This is a genomic window from Pseudonocardia oceani (assembly GCF_019263585.2).
GTDB classification, from domain to species: Bacteria; Actinomycetota; Actinomycetes; order Mycobacteriales; family Pseudonocardiaceae; genus Pseudonocardia; species Pseudonocardia oceani.
The window spans coordinates 6,604,161-6,624,305 of the sequence record NZ_JADQDF010000001.1; the positions used below are offsets into that span (position 1 = coordinate 6,604,161).

Here is a 20,145-nt window from a genome sequence, read left to right on the forward strand (position 1 = left end):
GCTCCCCGCAGGGCTCATGGGCCGCTGACCAGGCGGACCGTGCCGCCGGTCACGATGATCTCCCGGCGGGGCAGCGGCGACGGGGCCGGGCCGCCCGCGACCGACCCGTCGGCGATGCGGAACCGGCTGCCGTGGCAGAAGCAGCTGATCGTCCCCGCGGCGACGGAGCGGACCGTGCAGCCGCGGTGGGTGCAGGTGGCGTCGAACGCGGCGAACTCGCCCTCGACGGGCTGGGTGACGACGACGTTCAGGGCCGCCACGACCACTCCCCCGCCGACGGGCACGGCGGCCGTCTCGACGACGGCGACGTCGGGCGGCCCGGTCATGACCGCAGCGTCGCACGCCCGGCCGCTCCGCGGGAGGGGCCGGGCGTGCGGGGTGCCGGAGCTCAGAGCACCTCGTAGGTGACGGTGCCGGCCTCGTCGACGGTGACCGTGACGGCGGCGGTCAGGGTCGGGTCGGCGACGTTGGCCGCGCCGCACGCCATCGGCGCACCGGGCGCGTTGACCAGCACCGTCTGCCCCTCGACGCCGCAGGCCACGACGACCTCCTCGCCGACCTCGGCGCTGAGCAGCGCGGAGGCGGTGGAGTCGAGCTCGGCGACGAGCAGCGTGCGGTCGTGGGTGATCGTCAGGTTGCCCTGGTCGTCGTCCTGGCGGACGCCGTAGCTGAGCGCCTGGCCGTCGAGGGTCGCGGTGCAGGTCGTCGTGGAGCCGGCGGCGACCTCGATCGACTCGGGACAGCGGACGTCGACCGGGGCGACGCCCACCTCCTCCTGCGTGACGCGGACTATCTCGCTCTGGACGTCGGCGGTGCTCAGCTGGCGGGGCGCGAGCAGCAGGACCGCGGCGGCGGCGAGCGCGCCGAGCAGCACGAGGACGCCGACCACGACGCCGATGATCAGGCCGGTGCGCCGGCGGCGGGGCGGCGGGGCCGGCTGCTCCCAGCCCCGGCCCGGCTGACCCTGCCCCTGCCCCCACCCGCTCTGCTCCCAGAGCGGGTCGCGGAACCCGGGCGCGGCCGGGGCCGGGCCGAGCCGGGTAGCGGCGTACGGGTCGTGCTGCCCCCACCCCTGCTGCTGGGGGACCTGCGGGGCCCGGTAGGTCGGGACGACGGCGGTGGGCTCGATCATGACGCTCTCCTCGTGGGCTGTTCTGCGCTCATCACAACCCTTCTCGCCGGGAGGGCTCCCGACGACGGTGTCTGCAGGCCGTCCGCACTCGTGCCAGCACCACCCTCCGCGGGGAGGATGGGCGGGCGCACACGCTGATACAGATCACCGACCTGCACCTGGTGCCCGAGGGGTCGCTGCTGCGCGGGCGGGTCGACACGGCGGCGCCGTTCGCGCGGGCAATGGCCCGCGCCACGGTCTCCGGGGTGCGCCCGGCGGCGCTGCTGCCCACCGGCGACCTCGCCGACGCCGGCGACGGCCCGACCTACGCCCGCCTGCGGGAGCTCGTCGCGCCACTCGGGGTGCCGGTGGTGGCGGTCGACGGACCACGACGACCACGCGGCTCGTCGTGCTGGACACGACGGTGCCCGGCCACGGGCACGGCGAGCTGCGCCCGGCCCAGCTGGAGTGCCGGCCGCCGAGCTGGCCGAGCCCGCCCCCGACGGCACGGTGCTCGCCCTGCACCACCCGCCGCTGCCGACGGTGAACCGGGTGTCGCGGCTCCTCGAGCTGCGCGGGCGGGAGGCGCTCGCGCCCGTCCTCGCCGGGTCCGACGTGCGGATCGTGCTGCCCGGGCACAGCTAGACGCTCGGCGTCCTGGCTACTCGGCGTCGAGCCAGGCCCGGACGGCGTCGGTGTGCTCGCCGACCGCGGGCACCGGGCCGAGCCTCGGCGGGCGTCCGGGCAGGGTGATGGGTGGGAGCAGGGTGCGGACCGGCCCGCCGGGGGTCTCGACGACGGCCCAGCGGTCGCGCGCGGCGAGCTGCGGGTGCTCCAGGACCTCGGCGACCTCGCGGCGCCGGCCGTAGGCGATCCGGGCGCGCCCGAGCCGCTCGACGAGCTCGGCCCCGGTGAGCCCGCCGAGCACCGCGTCGATCTCGGCGTGCAGCGCGGGGCGGTGCGCGACACGGCCGGCACCGGTGTCGAAGCGCGGGTCGGTCGCGAGCTCCGGGCGCTCGAGGACGCCCGCGCAGAAGGCGACCCACTCGCGCTCGTTCTGGATGCCCAGGACGACCTCGACGCCGTCGCCCGCGCGGAACGTGCCGTAGGGGGCGATGGCGGCGTGGCTGGTGCCGGTGCGCGGCGGCGCTGCCCCGCTGCCCGCGGTGTACTGCAGCGGGAAGCCCATCCACTCGACCAGCGCGTCGAACAGGCTGATCTCGACGTGCGTGCCGGTGCCGGTGCGCTCGCGGTCGTAGAGTGCGGCGAGGATGCCGGAGAAGGCGTACATGCCGGCGCCGATGTCGGCCGCGGGGATCCCGGCCTTCGCGGGCTCCTCGGGGCTGCCGGTGACCGACACGAGCCCGGCCTCGGACTGGATGAGCAGGTCGTAGGCCTTCGCGTCGCGGTAGGGCCCGCTCGGGCCGTAGCCGGAGATGGAGCAGGTGATCAGCCGGGGGTGGCGGGCGCGCAGGTCGTCGGCGCCGAGCCCGAGCCGCTCCGCCGCGCCGGGGGCGAAGTTCTGGACGAACACGTCGGCGCGCTCGAGCAGGCGGTGCACGGTGGCGACGTCGGACTTGAGGTCGACGGCCATCGACTCCTTCGACCGGTTGAGCCACACGAAATGGCTGGACTGGCCGTGCACGGTGGTGTCGTAGGCGCGCGCGAAGTCGCCCTCGCCCGGGCGCTCGATCTTGATGACGCGGGCGCCGAGCTCGGCGAGCTGGCGGGTGGCGAACGGCGCGGCCACGGCCTGCTCGCAGGAGACGACCACGATTCCGTCGAGGGGGAGCACGGGGCCAGTCTCCCGCCCGGTCTTCCTCATCGACACTCCGGGACAGCGGAGGCTAGCCTCACCAACATGACGCGGACGCTGGCGACGGGACCTCTGCACTCCTCCGCCGAGCGCCTCGACGCGGCGATCGAGTGGCTGACGATCCGGGTGGGACTGCCCGGGGATGCCGCCACCGAGCCGGCCTGGGTCCGCTGCACCGACGTCGACGCCGCTTTCCTGGCCGGGTGGGAGGAGCGGATGGTCGGGGCGGTCACCCGCCTCTACGGCCGCACGCACCCGATGACCGTCAGCGGGTTCTGCCTCGACGGCTACGCCGGGCTGCCCGGCCAGATCGGGGGCGCGCTGTTCCGGCTGGCCCGCCGGGTGCCGCGCGTCGACCGCGGGTCGCTGGCGTTCCGCTGCCATCCCGAGGAGCACCACCCCGACGGCATCGCGCTGCTCGACCCCCGTTTCTGGTGCCTGCCCGGCGACCCCGACGCCGACCACCCGGCCGCCACCGTCGTCGCCGACGAGGCGGAGCTCGCCGCGGTGCTGCGTGCGCAGGTCCGGGCGCACGCCGACGAGTTCCTCGCGGGCTACCACGGCGTCGCCCGGCTCCCCCGGCGCGGGCTGCTGGGCGCGTTCTACGACGGCCTGGACACCGGCGTCTGGTTCGGCGGCGACCCCGAGGACCTCGCGTCCATCGCGGAGGCGGCCGTCGTCCTGCCCGGCGGCACCGCCGAGTTCCCCGACCCGTCCTCGCTCTACCGCTTCGTCGACGTGCAGGACCGCGAGCACATCAGCAGGCGCCGGGTCGGGTGCTGCTACTACTTCAAGGTCTCCGACGAGGGCGTGGCCTGCTCGACGTGCCCGCGCGTCGACGACGCGGAGCGGGTGCGGCGGTACTCGGAGCTGCCGTAGGGGCACCGGAGCGCGTTCCGCGGAACGCGCTCCACCGTCGGCCGAGCGTTCCGCGGAACGCTCGCCGCGCCGCCGCGCCGAGCAGGAGTAAGGTCGGCCTTACTTCCTTTCCGGCGACGAGGAGATGCCCGTGTACGGCCGTGTCGAGCAGGTCCAGCAGCTGACCCCGCACCTGGTGCGCGTGGTCCTCGGCGGTGAGGGGCTCGACGGGTTCGCCGCGGGCGAGTTCACCGACCACTACGTCAAGCTCGCCTTCCCCCCGCCCGGCGCGCCGTACGCGGTGCCGTTCGACGCCGCGGAGGTCCGGGCGACGCTGCCGCGCGAGCAGTGGCCGGTGATGCGCACCTACACCGTGCGGTCCTGGGACGACGGGAAGCTCACGATCGACTTCGTCGTGCACGGTGACACCGGCATCGCGGGGCCGTGGGCGCAGGCCGCGAAGCCCGGCGACCTGCTCGCCCTGCGCGGCCCCGGCGGCGCCTTCCGTCCCGACCCCGAGGCCGACTGGCACCTCATGGCCGGCGACGAGAGCGCCGTTCCCGCGATCGCGGCGTCGCTCGCGCGCGTGCCCGAAGGGGTGCCGGTGCACGTGTTCCTCGAGGTCGACGGGCCCGCCGACGAGATGGACCTGACCTCCCCCGGCGCGCTGTCGATCAACTGGCTGCACCGCGACGCCGACCCCGGCGCGCCCGACCTCCTGCTGCGCGCCGTCGAGAAGCTCGAGTTCCCGACCGGGCGGATGTGCGGGTTCGTGCACGGCGAGGCCGTCGCCACGCGCGCTCTGCGCAAGCACCTGCTGGGCGAGCGCGCCGTGCCCCGGGCGAACCTGTCGGTGTCGGGGTACTGGCGCCGCACGTTCACCGAGGACGGCTGGCAGTCGAGCAAGGCCGACTGGAACCGCGAGGTGGAGGCCGACGTCTGAGCCGGCCCCTTCCCCGCTCCGCCCTCACTCCTGGGTGATCCGACCCAGGGTGACCACCTCGGCCAGCCCGGCCCGCACGCCGTCCACGAACACGTCCGGCTCCGTGACGGCCGCGTCGTCGAGCACGATCCCGATGCACGCGGTGCCGTCGTGGACCACCATCGTCACGGTCGCGGCGCAGCCGGCCAGCGGGCCGAGCGGGTAGAGCCGCGTGATGCGCGAGCCCGCGAACCAGACCGGGTGCCCGATGCCGGGCACCGACGCCACCTGCACGTCGGCGCCGGCCCCGAGGGGCCCGGACGGCCCGGTCGAGAGCACCAGCTCGCGCACGGCGCGGACGCGGTCGGCGGGGTCGGCGACGCTGAGCGGCGCGCGCACCACCGCGCCGGCCAGTCTTCCGCCCGCACCGTCCTGCGCGCCGAGCCCGACGGGCAGGCCGAGGGAGACGGTGGCCTCGCCGTCCTCCAGGGCGTCGTCGCCGATCCCGTCGATGCCGGCCCCGTCGACGTCGACCCCGCAGTACCGGTGGTAGTCGCGCAGCGCGCCGAGCACGGCGGCGAGGAAGCCGTCGGTCGGGGACCCGCCCGCCGCCGCGGCACCCGCACGCAGGTCGGCGAGCGGCACCTCCAGCACCTCCACCCGCCGGATCCCGCCGCGACCGGCCAGGAGCGGCGCGCGCCGGCCCGTCAGGTCGGCGGGCGGGGCCAGGACGCGGGCGGCGGAGCGGACGAGGCCGGTGACGGTGCCGACCGGGCTTGCCACGACGTCGGCACCGAGCCGGGCCAGGGCCTCCACGGCCGACGGCGCGGCGAGCACCGGCGGAACGGGCGGCTCGGGGCGCTCCGGGTCGTGCTCGGCGGTGCGGCTGTGCAGCATCCCCATCAGCCGAACGGCGCCGACACCGTCGGTGACGCTGTGGTGGATCTTCACCGCGTACCCCGCCGAACCGTCCTCCAGGCCCTCCACCAGCAGCGCCGCCCAGAGCGGGCGGCTGCGGTCGAGCGGCGCGGCGGCGAACTGCGCCACGGCGTCGAGGAGCTGGCGGGGCGAGCCGGGGGCGGCGAGGGTCACCCGGGTGACGTGGTGCTCCAGGTCGACGTCCTCGACGCCAGCCCACACCGGCGCCCCGGCCCCGAGCGCGGGCTCGGTGACGACCTGGCGCATCCGCGGCACCATTCGCGACGCCCACTCGTGCGCGGCGGCGAGCCGCCCGGGGTCCGGGGCGGGGTCGAGCAGCTCCAGCAGGGTGAGCGTCGAGCGGGCCGAGCCGGTGCGCCACACGGCGGCCGCGTCGGCGTCCATCTCCGCGGTCGTGCCCCACTCCAGCGGCTCGTGCACGGGCCCGGTCGGTCCGGTCGTGACCTCGACGCTGCCGCGCGGGGCGCCGACCTCCCGCTGGTCGAGCGCCGCGAGGTAGCCGTCACGGACCTCGGCGACGCGGGTGTCGAGCTCGTCGGCCCGCCAGTCCGAGGTGTCGACCGGCGGCAGGACGGTGACCTGGACCGTGCCCTCCCGGATCGTCGACGCGCCGCGCCACATCAGCTCGCCGGCGTTGTGGATCACGACAGGCACGATCGGCACGCCGGCCTGCATCGCGACGTGGAACGCGCCCTTCTTGAACGGGCCGAGCGCCGGGGTGACGCTGCGCGTGCCCTCCGGCGCGATGACCAGCGAGATCCCCTCGCGCAGGCGCTGGACGGCCGGTTCGAGGGCGGCCTTCGCGGCGGTGGTGTTGCCGCGGTCGACGAACGCGACGTCGGCCAGCCGGAACGCCGCGCCGAACCCGGGGATGCTCGCAGCCTCCTTCTTCGCCACCGCGGTGAACCCGCCGCGCAGCAGCTTCGCGAGCACGATGACGTCGAGCTGGCTCTGGTGGTTGAACAGGAATACCGCGGGGCGGTGCGAGACGAGGTGCTCGGCGCCGTGCACGTCGAGGGAGACCCCGGCCAGCGCGGTGCCGAGGTCACCGGCCAGGCCGAGGCCCAGGTCGACGGCGTCGCGGCGGCTGCCCTGCCCCAGGAGCTGGTTGACCGCACCGAGCGCCAGGCCCGCGCCGAACCCGCCCAGCGTGCCGCCGACCGCACCGAGCGCCCGGGCGACCTCCCGCGGCCCCGCCCGTCCGCGCGATCGGAACCGTGCGACCGGCCAGCCCTGCTCCGCGGCCTCGCGGGCCAGCCCGTCGCCGGGGTTGAGCGCGCGCGGACGCCCGACGGTGCGCAGGAACGGGACGTCCTCGTCGCCGTTGGAGTAGGCGTAGCTGCGGTCGAGGTCGACGCCGTGCCCCGGCGCGAACTCCCGCACCGCCGCGGCCTTCCCGGCGCGCCACAACGGGGGTCCGCCTGGCCGTCCGGTGCATAGCCCGTCGGCGAACGCCACCGGCGTGACCAGCACGTGCTCCACGCCCATCGCCCGCGCCGCCGGCTCCACCTGGAAGCGGGTGGCGCTGGAGGCGAGCACGACGGTGTGCCCGGCGCGGCGGTGCGCGGCGACCAGGCGCCAGGCCTCCGGGTAGAGCGAGCCGGCGACGCCCTGGCGCCACAGCCGCTCCCCCAGCTCCGTGAGCTCGTCCTCGCTGCGTCCCGCCCACGCGCGCATGCCGAGGACGAAGAACCGCTCGAAGTCCTCCTCGGTCGTGAGCCCGCGCATGCCGATGAGCAGCATCCGGCCCAGGTCGACCGGCACGACGTGCCCGGAGCGGACGTGGTGGCGCGCGAAGGCGCCGAGGGAGAAGCCGTCGATCAGGGTGCCGTCGAAGTCGAAGAACGCGCCGACCTCCGGGCCCTGCGGCCCGTCGTCGACGTCGGCGATGAGGTCGGCCTCGGTCCAGGCCGCGCGGTCAGGGTGCGACACCGACGACCTCCCGCCGCGACGCCGCGTCCAGCTCGTCGATCGTGATCACGCGTCCCACCACGGCGCGCAGTCTGCTCGCCAGGTCCGCGCGCCGCAGAGCCAGCTCCTCCCGGCCGGGATCGACGAGGTCGAGGTTGCCGGCCAGGCGCAGGGCGCTCGCGAACAGCTCGCGCGAGAGCGACTCCGGCCCGTGCAGGCGCCCCTGCAGCAGCATCTGCTGCCCGACGCCGCCGCACTCGTCGAGGAACTCCTTCTCCACGATCGCGTTCCGCGGAACGCGCGCGGCGAGCCGTTCGGCCACGACGAGCTGGGCGTCGACGAAGGAGCGGAGCACGCGGTGCGCCATGAGGAACGGCGCGCGGGCCAGGATCGCGCGCCCGTCGTCGGCCTCCTCCCAGCCCGGGTCGAGGCGCTCGAGCTCGGCGGTGAGGCGGGCTCGGTAGGTGTCGCGGTCGGGGAAGAAGAACTCGAACTTGAGCAGGTCGCGCAGCGCGAACGCCTCGTCCCAGCGCTCGTCGGGCGGGCTGAGCAGCACGAGCTCGGCCAGGGCGCGGTCGACGAAGTGGTGGATGGCGCTGTTGCGGTAGAACGCGGCGACGAGGTGCTGCCCGCGCTCGATCGCGTGGACCGGCTCCTCCCCGCCCGCGTACGTCGTCACCACGTTGGACGCGGCCAGCGCGGCAAGCACGCCGCGGACGCCCGCGTCGGTGTCGAGGCGGTCGCCCCCGGGCCGGTCACCTCCGTGCCGGTCACCGCCCGGCGGCACCTCCCCGTGCGGCAGGCCGCGCTCGAGGACGTAGTCGCGGACGGGCGCGAGCACGCGGCGCACCTGACCGAGGGTCAGCGCGCGGTCGCGGACGCCGAGCAGCGCGAGCGTGACCAGCGCCGTCGCCGTGATCGGGGTGACACGGTTGATCCCGACGGCCACCTCGAACGCCGCCTTCTGCAGGGCCAGGCGCCGGTCCGGGCTGCTCGCGAGGGCGGCGCGCAGCGAGATCGGCTCGGCGAACCGGACCTGCGCGGTGCCGATCTGGCTGAGCTGGGCCTTCGCGTAGCGCGCGAGCCAGGCGAGCCCCTCGCCCTTCTTCGCCGCGCCCGCCTGCTCGGCCGCCATCGCGGCGACCTCACGGAGCTGGTCGTAGGTGATCGAGACCGGGACGAGGTGGACGTCGGACACGCGGTCGCGCTCGACGGCCTCCGCGACGTTGGCCAGCAGCCCGAACTTCGGCGAGCGCAGCTTGCCCGTGCGCGAGCGGCCGCCCTCCATGTACCACTCCAGGTTGAAGCGCTTGGAGAGCAGGAACCCGAAGTACTCCCGAACCGCGAGCTTGTAGATCTCGTCGTCGCCGAAGCTGCGCCGGATGAACACGACACCGGCGCGCTTGGCCACCGGCCCGACCGGCCAGAAGCGCAGGTTCTCCCCACCCAGGACGTGGTTGCGCGGGAAGTCGTGCTCGGCGAGGACGTCGGCGAGCAGCAGCGGGTCGGCGTAGGAGCGGTGGCTGGGCAGGAACACCAGCGCGTCGCGGCGGTTGAGCTCGCGCAGCCGCTCCAGGCCGGCGGTGTCGACCTGCACGTCCCACGCTCGGGCGTGCAGCGGCCGCAGGGCACCGGTGAGGAGGTCGACGGCCATCGGGCTCATCGACGCGACCAGCGTCTGCAGGTCGGTGCGCGCCTTCGCCGCCACCTCGGCCTCGGGCAGTTCGAGGCGTTCGGCCAGCGCGGTGACCTCGTGGCGGAACGACGTCGTGTCCTCGATCATCTCGACGATGTGCTTGGGCACCTTGTAGCGGTCGCCGACCAGCGCGCGCTCGGCGCGTTCGAGCGCCAGCGTGGCCTGACCGGCGACGAACCGGGCCAGGTCCCCGTCACCGGAGCCGGCGCCGTTGTGGCGGGCCCGCAGGTCGGAGACGGTCGCGGGCTCGGCGACGACGACGGGCGCCCGGTCGGGCTCGCGGCGGGCGATCCGGGCGTGCAGCCGGGCGGGCGGACGGCGGGGGTCGGTGAACGAGGCGAGGTCGGCCCAGCGGACGCGGCGCACGCCGTTGCGCTCCTTGGGCAGCCAGGCCACCCGCGCGGCGGTGACGACCGTGGCGCCGTCGGCCTCGGCCAGCGGGCGGGTCAGCGCGGGGGCGTGCAGCGGCAGAACCTGTGACGGCTCGAGCCCGTTCTCCCGCGCCCACTGCGCGATGAGCGACCGCTCGGTCTCGCTCGTCGCCTCCACCAGCAGGATCGTCGGCACGCCGGAGCCCTCCGTCGCACCGACCGTTGCCTGCGTCGGCCCGGCCTCCGTCGCGATACCCATCCGCGCTCCTCCCGTACTGCCGTACCGACCCGCTGTCCTGGCGATCGCCACCTGCTCCCGGCGATCCACCCATCCTGTCGCATCCGGTGATCGCGGTCACCCAACGGTGATCACTGCGGTGCGTTCCGCGGAACGCGGACCTGTGGACAACTGCGATCGGCGCGACGGGGAGTGTCGGTGGGCGGCGCCATCGTCAGGGCACGTGTTCGAGACGACCCTGGAGGCCCCCGTGATCCCGACCGTCCTGCCCACCCCCGTCGACCCCGTCCTGACGCTGCCCCAGCTGGAGCGGGAGCTGCTCGGCCTCGCCGGGCGCCTGGCCGCGGCGCAGTCGCAGTTCCTGACCCTGCTCGCCGAGTTCGACGACCGGGCGGGCTGGGCCGGGCCCGGCCTCAAGTCGTGCGCGCACTGGCTGAGCTGGCGGATCGGGATGAGCCTGCGCACCGCGCACGAGCACGTGCGGGTCGCCCACGCCCTGCGCCGGTTGCCGCTGGTGGCCGAGGCGTTCGCGGCGGGGAAGCTCTCCTACTCGAAGGTGCGGGCGATCACCCGGGTCACGGTGCTGCCGCCCGCCCCACCGCCGGAGCCTGCACCACTGCCCGATCCGCCCGGCACGGCCGCAGCTACCGGCTCCCCGCTCGCAGGATCCGCACCGGACGCCGCCCGGGCCGGCGCGCCGGTGGAGGACGCCGCCGGCCCTCCGGACGCCACCGATGCCGTGTCGCCGGCGCTCCGGCCGTCCGGACCGCCTCCGCCGACCGCCCCCGACGCCGAGCGGACCCTCCTGGCGCTCGCCCTCGCCGGTACCGCCAGTCATGTGGAGACCGTCGTCCGCGCCACGCGGCGGCAGCAGACCGACGCGGCGCGGCTCTCGGCACGGCGCTCCTTGAGCTGGCGGTGGGCCGACGACGGGTCGCTGGTCGTCTCCGTGCGGCTCGCCCCGGCTGACGGGGCCGCCCTGATCGCCGCGATCGACGCGGCAGCCGCCCCTGCGCCGGCGCCGGTGCGCCACCCCGTGCCGCCCTCGCCGCCGGGCTGGCGGGAGCGGGCGGAGTCGGAGTACCCCGGCAGGGCCGTGGATCGGCTCGCCGCCCGTCGCGCCGACGCGCTCCTCTCGCTGGTCACGGCCCCGGCACCGCACGCCGACGACGAGTCCGGTCCCGGCGCTTCGCGCTCGACCGTCAGGCGCGGGCAGGCCGATGTCGTCGTGCAGGTCGACGTCACCGATGGCGCCGCGTCGATCGTCGGTGGACCCGAGATCGCGACGGCGACGGCGGAACGGCTTGCCTGCGACGCCCGGGCCCAGGTCCTGCTGCGCGACACCCGGCACAACCGCCTCTACCTGGGTCGACGACGCCGTCTGGCCTCGCCGGCGCAGATCGCCGCGCTGACCGTGCGCGACGCCGGGCGCTGCCGCTTCGCCGGCTGCACCCAGGCCCGGCACCTGCACGCCCACCACGTCGTGCACTGGCTGCGCGCGGGCCGCACCGACCTCGACAACCTCGTCCTGCTCTGCGGGTTCCACCACACGCTGGTCCATGAGCGCGGTTTCGGCATCCGCTGGACGGGCGACGGCTGGGAGTCGCTGCGCCCCGACGGCACCCCCGTCCCCGCCACGGGTGATCCGCTGGCGGGCAACGTCGAGAGGCTCATCGAGATGCAGACCCGCGCCGAACTGAGGATCGACCCGCGTGGCCTCACGCCGTCATGGGGAGGCGAGCGGCTCGACCGCGACGCCGTGCTGCGGCTCCTGCTGCCCGACGGCGGAGCCGGAACCGGAAACGGGTACGACGAGCCGGACGACGACGAGGAAGGTGATCGCAGTGGCGATGGTGACCTGGGCACGAGCGGCCGGGTCGGAAACGTCCGGCGCGGGAACGACCAGCAGGGGCCCGACCAGCGGGAGCCCGACCGGCGCGGGCCCGGCCGGGACGTGGCGTGAGGTGCGGCGGACGACGGTCGGGCAGCGTTCCGCGGAACACCGGAACGCCGCCGCCGGCGCCGCCCGACGACGGCCACCCAGCAGGCCGGGCGGGGTCCGCGAGCGATGATGGGGCTCCGATCGGGAGGCGCGATCGGGTGATCCGCCGGGTAGGGTCGGCGCCCGTCATCGCCCCCGCGGGGGCGCCACCGGACACCCCGGAGAGCCCGTGAAGGTCGCGCACCTCGTCCCCACCCTGCACCCCGGAGGTCCGGAGACGGGCCTCGTGGACCTGGCCGCTGCGGCGCCCCAGGCCGGGCTCGAGCTGATGGTCGTCGCCCTGGCGACGACCTCGGACACCACGCAGGTGAGCGCCCTGCGGCGGCTCGGGGTACCGGTGGCGGAGCTGGGGCTCGCCCCCTATGACCCGCGCGCGGCGGGGCGGGTGGCACGGGCCCTGCGGGAGCGCGGCGCGCAGATCGTGCACACCCACCTGCCGCAGGCCGACGTGGTGGGCGCGGCTGCGGCGATCCGGATGCGGGTGCCCGCGGTGTCGACCCTGCACCGGATCGAGAACGAGCCCGCCGACCGCCTCGACCGGCTCCGGCGCACCGCCCGGATCCTCGCGCGGCAGCGGTTCATGGCCCGCACCATCGCGATCTCCCGGACCCAGCGCGAGTGGTACCGCGGCATCGCCGGTCCCACCGGCGACATCGTGGTGCTGCCCGACGGCGTCGTCGATCCCGGACCGGTCGACCCGACCGAGCGCGAGCGGGTGCGGACGACGCTCGACGTGACAGCCGGGGGCTCGCTGGCCCTCTCGGCCGCGCCGATGCGCCGCGACGCCGGTCACGAGCTGCTGCTCGACGCCGTGGAGCTCGTGCCGGCCGCCACCCCGCTGACGGTCGCGCTGGCCGGCGACGGGCCGCTGCGTCCGTGGCTGGAGTCGCGCGTCGCGGCCAGCGACGCCCTGCGCGACCGGGTCCGGTTCGTGCACCGCGGGCAGGATCCGGCGACGCTCCTGGCCTCCGCCGACCTCGTGCTGCACACCAGCGCGTCCGGCGCCCTGCCCACCACACTGCTGCGGGCCATGGCCGCAGGCGTGCCCGCGGTCGCCACCCGCGTCGGCGGCGTCCCGGAGATCGTGGGCCCCGACACCGGCGTGCTCGTGCCGCTGCAGGCCGGGCCCATCGCCGACGCGATCGTCGCCCTGGCCGCCGACCCCACCCGCCGCGAGCACCTGGGCATCGCCACCCGCCGCCGCTACCTGGCCGAGTTCGAGGCCGTCGGGTGGGCCCAGCGGCTGCGTACGCTCTACGACGGGGTCCTCGCATGACCCCGACCCCGACCCCGACCCCGACCCCGGCCCCGGCCCGGACAGCGCTGCCGCCCGGCGTCACCCTCTCCCGCGCCACCGCCGAGGACGTCCCGGCCATGGCCGTGGCCGACGGGCGCGCGTTCGGGTTCCACTACGAGGACCAGGACGTCGCCGACCTCCGCCCGGTCGTCGACCCCGAGCGCTTCGTCCTGGCCCGGGACGGCTCGGCCCAGGAGGTCGCGGCACAGGCCGGCGACCCCGCGGCCGGCATCGTCGGCATCGCCGGCTCCTTCGACTTCGCCGTCACCCTCCCCGGCGGGGGGCCGCTCCCGGCCGCCGGCGTCACCTGGGTCTCCGTGGCCGTCACCCACCGCCGCCGCGGCATCCTCCGGGCGATGCTCGACGACCTGCACCGCGGGTACGCCGCCGCCGGCACACCGCTCGCCGTCCTCAACGCCAGCGAGGGCGGGATCTACGGCCGCTTCGGCTACGGCGTCGCCACCACCGACCGGGCCGTGGAGGTCGACCGCCGCCGCGCGGTGCTCCGGCCCGGCGTCCCGGATCCGGGCGGGGTCCGGTACGCCGGGGTCGAGGAGGCGGGGCGGCACGCACCGGAGGTCCACCGCCGCTGGTGCGCCGTCCAGCCCGGCGCGGTCTCGCGCAGCGACGACTGGTGGTCCTACGCCCTGCTCGACCGCCCCCACCAGCGCCGCGGCGCCTCCGCCCGCTTCCACCTCCTCCACGACGACGGCTACGCCGCCTACCGCATGGACCAGGGCACCTGCCGGGTCGTCGACTTCTTCGCCGCCACCGAGCAGGCCCACCTCGCGCTCTGGCGGGTCCTGCTCGCGCTCGACCTCGTCACGACCGTCGCCGTCGACGCCCTCCCCGCCGACGACCCGCTCCCCTGGCTCCTCACCGACCCCCGCGCCGTCTCCACCACCGGACTGTCGGACGCCCTGTGGGCCCGCGTCCTCGACCCCGCCGCGGTGCTGGGCGCCCGGCGCTACGCCGTCGACGTCGACGCGGTGCTGCAGGTGCACGACCCCGACGGGTACGCCGACGGCCGGTTCCGCCTGCGCGGCGGGCCCGACGGTGCCGAGTGCACGCGTACCGACGACACCCCTGACCTGCACCTCGACGTCCCCGCTCTCGGCGCCCTCGCGTTCGGCGGAACGCGACTGCGCACCCTGGTGCGCGCCGGGCGGGCCGAGGTCGCCGGGCGGGCCGAGCTCCCGACCCCCGCCGGAGCCGGAGCCCCCGTCGAGGGGGCCCTCGACGTCGCCCTCCGCCCCGAGCGCGAACCCTGCGCCGGAACCCGGTTCTGACCGGACCCGTCCGACCCGGGACCTGCGAGAGTGGACCCGTGGACGACGACACCGGCACCCGCCCGCTCGAGGAGGGACTGGTCTCCGACTTCGGCCGGAACCTCTCCTACGGCGCCTACCTGCACCTGCCCGAGCTGCTCGCGGCCCAGCACCCCGTCAGCCGGCCCGAGCACCACGACGAGCTGCTGTTCATCGTCCAGCACCAGACCTCCGAGCTGTGGCTCAAGCTCGTCCTGCACGAGCTGCGCGCGGTCTGCTCCCGCATCGCCGCCGACGAGCTCCGGCCCGCGCTCAAGGGGCTCGCGCGCGTCAAGCACATCCAGCGCCAGCTCACCGATCAGTGGTCGGTGCTCGCCACCCTCACGCCCTCGGAGTACGCGGAGTTCCGCAGCTTCCTGGGCACGTCGTCGGGGTTCCAGTCCTTCCAGTACCGCGCCGTGGAGTTCGCGCTGGGCAACAAGGACGAGGCGATGCTCCAGTTCTTCGGCGACGACGACGACGCCCACGCCCTGCTCGCCGACCAGCTCGCCCGCCCCAGCCTTTACGACGAGTTCGTGCGCCACCTCGCCCGCCACGGCCACGACGTGCCGGAGGCGCTGCTGGAGCGCGACGTCACCCGCGCCCACGTCTTCACCCCCGACCTCGTGCCGGTGTTCCGCCGCATCTACGAGAACGCCGACGAGTTCTGGGAGGCCTACGAGGCCTGCGAGGAGCTCGTCGACCTGGAGGACAACGTGCAGCAGTGGCGCTTCCGCCACCTCAAGACCGTCGAGCGCGTGATCGGGTTCAAGCGCGGCACCGGCGGCTCCAGCGGCGTCGGCTTCCTCCGCAAGGCCCTGGACCTCACGTTCTTCCCCGAGCTGTACGCGGTCCGCACGGAGATCGGCCGATGAGCCGGGACCGGGACCGGGACCGGGACCGGGACCGGGACCGGGCCGACGCACTCGACGCCGCCGACCCCCTCGCCCCCTTCCGCGACCGCTTCCTGCCCGCCCCCGGCGTCGTCGCCTACCTCGACGGCAACTCCCTGGGCCGCCCGCCCGCCGTCACCGCCGAGCGCCTCGACGCGTTCGTCCGCGAGGAGTGGGCGGGCCGGCTGATCCGCGGCTGGACCGAGCCCGAGGCCGAGGGTGGCTGGATGCGCTGGCCCGAGCGGGTCGGCGACCGCATCGCCGCCGCCGCGCTCGGCGCCGGCCCCGGGAGCACCGTGCTCGCCGACTCCACCACCGTGCTGCTCTACAAGCTCGTCCGCGCCGCCGTCGACCTCGACGCCTCCCGCCGCGAGATCGTGCTCGACACCGACAACTTCCCCACCGACCGCTACGTCGCCGAGGGGATCGCCGCCGAGCGCGGCGCCCGGCTGCGCTGGATCGAGACCGACCCCGCCGCCGGGATCACCGCGGGGCAGGTCGCCGCGGCCGTCGGCCCGGACACCGCGCTGGTGCTGCTCAGCCACGTCGCCTACCGCTCGGGCTGGATCGCCGACGCCGCCGCGATCACCGCGATCGCCCACGACGCCGGCGCGCTCGTGCTGTGGGACCTCTCGCACTCGGTCGGATCCGTCGAGCTGGAGCTGGACGCGTGGGGCGTCGACCTGGCCGTGGGCTGCACCTACAAGTACCTCAACGGCGGGCCGGGCTCCCCCGCGTTCGCCTACGTCCGCCCCGGCCTGCACGACCGCATCCGACAGCCGGTGCAGGGCTGGATGGGCCGCCACGACCCGTTCGAGATGGGCCCGGGCTACACCCCCGCCGCCGGGATCCGCGGCATCGTCAGCGGCACTCCCCCGATCCTCGCCGCCGTGCCCCTGCTGGCCGGGCTGGAGATGCTCGAGGAGGCCGGGATCGGCGCGGTGCGGGCCAAGTCGCGCGCGCTCACCGCCTACGCGCTGGACCTCGTCGACGCCTGGCTGCCCGGGGTCGAGCTGGTCTCGCCGCGCGACCCGGAGCGCCGCGGCGGGCACCTCACGATCCGCCGCGCAGGCTTCCGCGACGTCCTCGACGCCCTGTGGGAGCGCGGCGTGATCCCCGACTACCGCGAGCCCGACGGCATCCGCATCGGCCTCGCACCGCTGTCGACGTCGTTCCGCGAGGTCCACGACGGGCTCGAGGTGCTGCGGGAACTGGCCGGTGTCTGAAGGGGGCGCCTGAGGAGTCGTGACGGAGGGTTGCCGCCCCTCCCCGAACGGGTAGGGAAGGCGCATGACCGCCTACGGCTTCCACGCCTCCCACGAACAGGTCCCGCCCGACGTCCTCCTCGCCGCCGTCCAGCACGCCGAGCAGGCGGGCTTCGGCGCCGCCATGTCGTCGGACCACCTGTCGCCGTGGAGCGCGCGCCAGGGCCAGTCGGCCTTCGCGTGGTCCTGGCTCGGGGCGGCGCTGCAGGCCACCTCGCTGCCGTTCGGCGTCGTCAACGCACCCGGCCAGCGCTACCACCCGGTGATCATCGCGCAGGCCATCGGCACCCTCGGCGCGATGTACCCGGGCCGGTTCTGGGCCGCGCTGGGCACCGGTGAAGCCAGCAACGAGCACATCACCGGCGACGCCTGGCCCCGCAAGGACGTGCGCAACGCGCGGCTGCGCGAGTGCGTCGACATCATCCGGGCGCTGCTGCGCGGCGAGGAGGTCAGCCACGACGGGCTGGTCACCGTCGACCGCGCCCGGGTCTGGACGCGGCCCCCGGAGCCGCCGCCGCTGGTCGGCGCGGCCGTCAGCGTGGAGACGGCCGGCTGGTGCGGCGAGTGGGCCGACGGGCTGATCACGGTCAACGCGCCCGTCGAGCACCTGCGGCGGATGATCGACGCCTACCGCGGCGCCGGCGGGAAGGGGCGGCTGCACCTGCAGGTCCACCTCAGCTGGGCGCCCGAGCAGGCCGAGGCCGAGGCGATCGCGCACGAGCAGTGGCGCAGCAACGTGTTCCCGCCGCCGGTGTGCTGGGACGTCGACAGCGCGGAGATGTTCGACGTGATCAGCGAGGACGTCACCGTCGAGCGCGTCGCGCAGACGGTGCACGTGTCCTCCGACCTCGGCCGCCACACCGAGATCCTCGCGGAGTACGCCGCGCTGGGCTTCGACGAGATCGCCCTGCACCACGTCGGCCAGGAGCAGGAGCGCTGGATCGACGCCTTCGGCGCCGAGGTCCTCCCCCAGCTCAAGGACGCCGGGTGAACCGCCCCGGGGTCAACCTCAGCCGCGCCGCCGACCTGTGGTGGAAGAACGCGGTGATCTACTGCCTCGACGTCGAGACCTTCGCCGACGGCAACGGCGACGGCTGCGGCGACCTGCGCGGCCTGATCCAGCACATCGACCACCTCGACCGGCTCGGCGTCACGTGCCTGTGGCTGATGCCGTTCTACCCGAGCCCGGACCGCGACGACGGCTACGACATCACCGACTTCTACGGCGTCGACCCGCGCCTGGGCACGTCGGGCGACCTCGTCGAGCTCGTCCGCACCGCCCGCGACCGCGGCATGCGCGTGATCGCCGACCTCGTCGTCAACCACACCTCGGCGCAGCACCCCTGGTTCCTCGACGCCCGCTCCAGCCGCGACTCCCGCTACCGCGACTGGTACGTCTGGCGCGACGAGCCGCCGGCCGATGCCGCCGAGGGCGTCGTGTTCCCCGACCAGGAGTCGAGCCTCTGGGAGTACGACAAGGAGACCGAGCAGTACTACCTGCACCAGTTCTACAAGCACCAGCCCGACCTCAACGTCGCCAACCCCGAGGTCCGCGACGAGATCGCGCGGATCATCGGCTACTGGACGCAGCTGGGCCTGTCCGGCTTCCGCGTCGACGCGGTGCCGTTCCTGCTGGAGGCCGAGCGCGTGCAGGACGTCGTCGCGCTGCCCGACCCGCACGACTACCTCGCCGACCTCTCGGCCTTCCTGCGCCGCCGCAACGGCGAGGCCGTGCTGCTCGGCGAGGTCAACCTCCCCTACCCCGACACCATGGCGTTCTTCGGCGCCCGCGACGGCGGCGGCACCACCGACGAGCTGACGATGTGCTTCGACTTCATCGGCATGCAGCAGATGTACCTGTCGCTGGCCCGCGCCGACGCCGAGCCGCTGGCCGACGCCCTGCGGCAGCGCCCCGACCCGCCCGAGGACGGCCACTGGGCGACGTTCGTGCGCAACCACGACGAGCTGACGCTGGACAAGCTCACCGACGCCCAGCGCGCCGAGGTCTTCGCCGCGTTCGGCCCCGACGAGGACATGCAGGTCTACGGCCGCGGCCTGCGCCGGCGCCTGCCCCCGATGCTCGAGGGCGACGCCCGGCGCATCCGGATGGTCTACAGCCTGCTGTTCGCCCTGCCCGGCACGCCGGTCGTGTTCTACGGCGAGGAGATCGGCATGGGCGAGAACCTGGCGATGGAGGGGCGTTTCGCCGTCCGCACGCCGATGCAGTGGAGCCCGGAGGAGGGCGCCGGGTTCTCCACGGCCGACCCGTCGACGTTCCCGGGGCCGGTCGTCGAGGGCGCGTACGGGCCCGAGCACGTCAACGTGCGCGACCAGGTGCGCGACCCGGACTCGCTGCTGTCCTGGTTCCGGCTGCTCGTGGACGGCTACCGCGCCTGCCCCGAGCTGGCCTGGGGCTCCTACACGGTCCTCGACCCCGGGCCCGACGCCCGCGCGGTGCTGGCCCACCGCTGCGACAGCGGCGAGCCCGGCGTCGGGTGCACGCTGCTCGCGCTGCACCACTTCGCCGACGCCGACGTCGAGGCCGCCCCGGTGCTGCCCGAGCTGGCCGGGGTCACGCTGACCGACGTCCTCGACCCCGCGGCCGAGCCCGTGGTCGTCGGCGACGACGGCCGCGTCACCGTGGCGCTGGGCCCGTACGGCTGCCGGTGGCTGCGCGCCAGCTGACCGCGCCGCGGCTACTGGCAGAGTGACCGCATGACGAGCAGCACGGTGGCGGTGGTGACGGGCGCGGCCCGCGGCTTCGGGCGCGAGATCGCGCGGCGGCTGGTGGCGCGCGGGCACCGGGTGGTGATCACCGACATCGACGGGGCGGCCGTCACCGCCACGGCCGCCGAGCTGGGCGCCACCGGCCTCACCGCCGACGCCCGGCTCGCGGCCGACCACCGGCGCGTCGGCGAGGCGGCGGCCGGGCTCGGCACGGTCGGCGTGTGGGTCAACAACGCCGGCGTGCTGCGCGCGGGCAAGGTCTGGGAGCAGTCCGACGAGGACATCGCCCTCATGATCGACGCCAACCTGTACGGCGTCGTCCACGGCTCGCGCGTGGCCGTCGGCCTCATGCGCGAGCGCGGCGGGCACCTGCTCAACATCGCCTCCATGTCGGCGCACGGGCCGGTGCCCGGGCTCGCGGTCTACGCGGCGTCGAAGTCGGCGGTCCTGAACTTCACCACGAGCCTGCAAGGCGACCTCGACCTCGACCGCATCCCGGTCCGCGCCCACGCCCTGTGCCCCGACGCCGCCGACACCGCGCTGGTCCGGGCCGAGCAGGGCCACGCCGACACCGCCATCCTGCACTCGCAGAAGACGCTGCTCACGCCGGAGACCGTCGCCGACGCCGCGCTGGAGCTCCTCGACGGCAGGCGTGTGGTGCGCTCGCTGCCGCTGCGCCGCGCGGTGATGGCCCGCACCGGCTCGGTCCTGCCCCGCGTCGCGCTGCCGGTGCTCGCGCGGATGCGGGCGCAGGGCGAGCGGCGGCGCGTCGCCGGCTCGTGACCCGCGGTG

The 20,145-nt window shown here is 75.4% G+C and carries 16 protein-coding genes; 11 read left to right on the plus strand and 5 right to left on the minus strand.

The genetic code is table 11. The features are described from left to right. Positions 1 to 14 precede the first annotated feature (14 nt). Both I4I82_RS33030 and I4I82_RS33035 read right to left on the minus strand, forming a co-directional pair. Complete coding sequence (locus I4I82_RS33030) at positions 15 to 326, minus strand: Rieske (2Fe-2S) protein (protein ID WP_218594233.1); 312 nt, start codon at positions 324 to 326, stop codon at positions 15 to 17. A 62-nt stretch (positions 327 to 388) separates the two neighbouring features. Further along, a complete protein-coding gene (locus I4I82_RS33035; RefSeq protein ID WP_218596386.1) occupies positions 389 to 1,132 on the minus strand; it encodes a DUF4333 domain-containing protein in 744 nt (247 codons plus the stop codon). Positions 1,133 to 1,579: 447 nt separating this feature from the next. Here I4I82_RS33035 and I4I82_RS33040 point away from each other — a divergent pair, with 447 nt between their 5' ends. After that, positions 1,580 to 1,756 carry a metallophosphoesterase family protein gene (locus tag I4I82_RS33040; RefSeq protein WP_218593083.1) on the plus strand — a complete coding sequence of 59 codons (177 nt, stop codon included), beginning with the start codon at positions 1,580 to 1,582 and terminating at the stop codon, positions 1,754 to 1,756. A gap of 16 nt (positions 1,757 to 1,772) precedes the next feature. On the opposite strand, the gene I4I82_RS33045 is transcribed toward I4I82_RS33040, so the two are convergent. Then, on the minus strand, positions 1,773 to 2,936 hold the full coding sequence (locus I4I82_RS33045) for a CaiB/BaiF CoA transferase family protein (protein WP_218593084.1): 1,164 nt from the start codon (positions 2,934 to 2,936) through the stop codon (positions 1,773 to 1,775). A 36-nt stretch (positions 2,937 to 2,972) separates the two neighbouring features. Here I4I82_RS33045 and I4I82_RS33050 point away from each other — a divergent pair, with 36 nt between their 5' ends. Both I4I82_RS33050 and I4I82_RS33055 read left to right on the plus strand, forming a co-directional pair. Next, the gene (locus tag I4I82_RS33050; RefSeq protein ID WP_218593085.1) at positions 2,973 to 3,806 is read left to right on the plus strand and encodes a (2Fe-2S)-binding protein; all 834 of its coding nucleotides are present in this window, start codon (positions 2,973 to 2,975) and stop codon (positions 3,804 to 3,806) included. Positions 3,807 to 3,930: 124 nt separating this feature from the next. Beyond that, positions 3,931 to 4,728 (plus strand): siderophore-interacting protein, encoded by a 798-nt coding sequence (locus I4I82_RS33055; protein ID WP_218593086.1) that lies wholly within the window; start codon positions 3,931 to 3,933, stop codon positions 4,726 to 4,728. A 24-nt stretch (positions 4,729 to 4,752) separates the two neighbouring features. Here the strand turns inward: I4I82_RS33055 and I4I82_RS33060 are convergent, their stop codons facing one another. Beyond that, complete coding sequence (locus I4I82_RS33060) at positions 4,753 to 7,578, minus strand: HAD-IB family hydrolase (RefSeq protein ID WP_218593087.1); 2,826 nt, start codon at positions 7,576 to 7,578, stop codon at positions 4,753 to 4,755. Continuing rightward, entirely contained in the window at positions 7,565 to 9,883 is a 2,319-nt protein-coding gene (locus I4I82_RS33065) for a glycerol-3-phosphate 1-O-acyltransferase (RefSeq protein WP_218593088.1), read from the minus strand. The genes I4I82_RS33060 and I4I82_RS33065 overlap by 14 nt, the downstream gene beginning before the upstream one ends. Positions 9,884 to 10,085: 202 nt before the next feature. Here I4I82_RS33065 and I4I82_RS33070 point away from each other — a divergent pair, with 202 nt between their 5' ends. From I4I82_RS33070 to I4I82_RS33105, 8 genes are all read left to right on the plus strand, one after another. Further along, positions 10,086 to 11,825 (plus strand): HNH endonuclease signature motif containing protein, encoded by a 1,740-nt coding sequence (locus I4I82_RS33070; RefSeq protein ID WP_218596387.1) that lies wholly within the window; start codon positions 10,086 to 10,088, stop codon positions 11,823 to 11,825. A 208-nt stretch (positions 11,826 to 12,033) separates the two neighbouring features. Next, on the plus strand, positions 12,034 to 13,140 hold the full coding sequence (locus tag I4I82_RS33075) for a glycosyltransferase (protein WP_218596388.1): 1,107 nt from the start codon (positions 12,034 to 12,036) through the stop codon (positions 13,138 to 13,140). Next, a complete protein-coding gene (locus I4I82_RS33080) occupies positions 13,137 to 14,450 on the plus strand; it encodes a GNAT family N-acetyltransferase (RefSeq protein ID WP_218596389.1) in 1,314 nt (437 codons plus the stop codon). Before I4I82_RS33075 ends, I4I82_RS33080 begins: the two co-directional genes overlap by 4 nt. A gap of 38 nt (positions 14,451 to 14,488) precedes the next feature. Next, entirely contained in the window at positions 14,489 to 15,343 is an 855-nt protein-coding gene (locus tag I4I82_RS33085) for a tryptophan 2,3-dioxygenase (RefSeq protein ID WP_218593507.1), read from the plus strand. After that, positions 15,340 to 16,587, plus strand: coding sequence for a kynureninase (gene kynU, locus I4I82_RS33090; RefSeq protein WP_218593506.1), 1,248 nt, complete (start codon positions 15,340 to 15,342; stop codon positions 16,585 to 16,587). The genes I4I82_RS33085 and kynU overlap by 4 nt, the downstream gene beginning before the upstream one ends. Before the next feature lie 64 nt (positions 16,588 to 16,651). After that, the gene (locus I4I82_RS33095; RefSeq protein ID WP_218593505.1) at positions 16,652 to 17,617 is read left to right on the plus strand and encodes a TIGR03885 family FMN-dependent LLM class oxidoreductase; all 966 of its coding nucleotides are present in this window, start codon (positions 16,652 to 16,654) and stop codon (positions 17,615 to 17,617) included. Further along, positions 17,614 to 19,311, plus strand: coding sequence for an alpha-amylase family protein (locus I4I82_RS33100; protein ID WP_226370403.1), 1,698 nt, complete (start codon positions 17,614 to 17,616; stop codon positions 19,309 to 19,311). The genes I4I82_RS33095 and I4I82_RS33100 overlap by 4 nt, the downstream gene beginning before the upstream one ends. A 30-nt stretch (positions 19,312 to 19,341) precedes the next feature. Further along, entirely contained in the window at positions 19,342 to 20,136 is a 795-nt protein-coding gene (locus I4I82_RS33105; RefSeq protein ID WP_218593504.1) for an SDR family NAD(P)-dependent oxidoreductase, read from the plus strand. The last annotated feature ends 9 nt before the right edge of the window (positions 20,137 to 20,145 follow it).

What these genes read in the sequence shown, in the direction of transcription:
- I4I82_RS33030 (WP_218594233.1), bottom strand. Translation starts at nt 326, where the DNA reads ATGACCGGGCCGCCCGACGTCGCCGTCGTCGAGACGGCCGCCGTGCCC.
- I4I82_RS33035 (WP_218596386.1), bottom strand. Translation starts at nt 1,132, where the DNA reads ATGATCGAGCCCACCGCCGTCGTCCCGACCTACCGGGCCCCGCAGGTC.
- I4I82_RS33045 (WP_218593084.1), bottom strand. Translation starts at nt 2,936, where the DNA reads ATGAGGAAGACCGGGCGGGAGACTGGCCCCGTGCTCCCCCTCGACGGA.
- I4I82_RS33050 (WP_218593085.1), top strand. Translation starts at nt 2,973, where the DNA reads ATGACGCGGACGCTGGCGACGGGACCTCTGCACTCCTCCGCCGAGCGC.
- I4I82_RS33055 (WP_218593086.1), top strand. Translation starts at nt 3,931, where the DNA reads ATGCCCGTGTACGGCCGTGTCGAGCAGGTCCAGCAGCTGACCCCGCAC.
- I4I82_RS33065 (WP_218593088.1), bottom strand. Translation starts at nt 9,883, where the DNA reads ATGGGTATCGCGACGGAGGCCGGGCCGACGCAGGCAACGGTCGGTGCG.
- I4I82_RS33080 (WP_218596389.1), top strand. Translation starts at nt 13,137, where the DNA reads ATGACCCCGACCCCGACCCCGACCCCGACCCCGGCCCCGGCCCGGACA.
- kynU (WP_218593506.1), top strand. Translation starts at nt 15,340, where the DNA reads ATGAGCCGGGACCGGGACCGGGACCGGGACCGGGACCGGGACCGGGCC.
- I4I82_RS33095 (WP_218593505.1), top strand. Translation starts at nt 16,652, where the DNA reads ATGACCGCCTACGGCTTCCACGCCTCCCACGAACAGGTCCCGCCCGAC.
- I4I82_RS33105 (WP_218593504.1), top strand. Translation starts at nt 19,342, where the DNA reads ATGACGAGCAGCACGGTGGCGGTGGTGACGGGCGCGGCCCGCGGCTTC.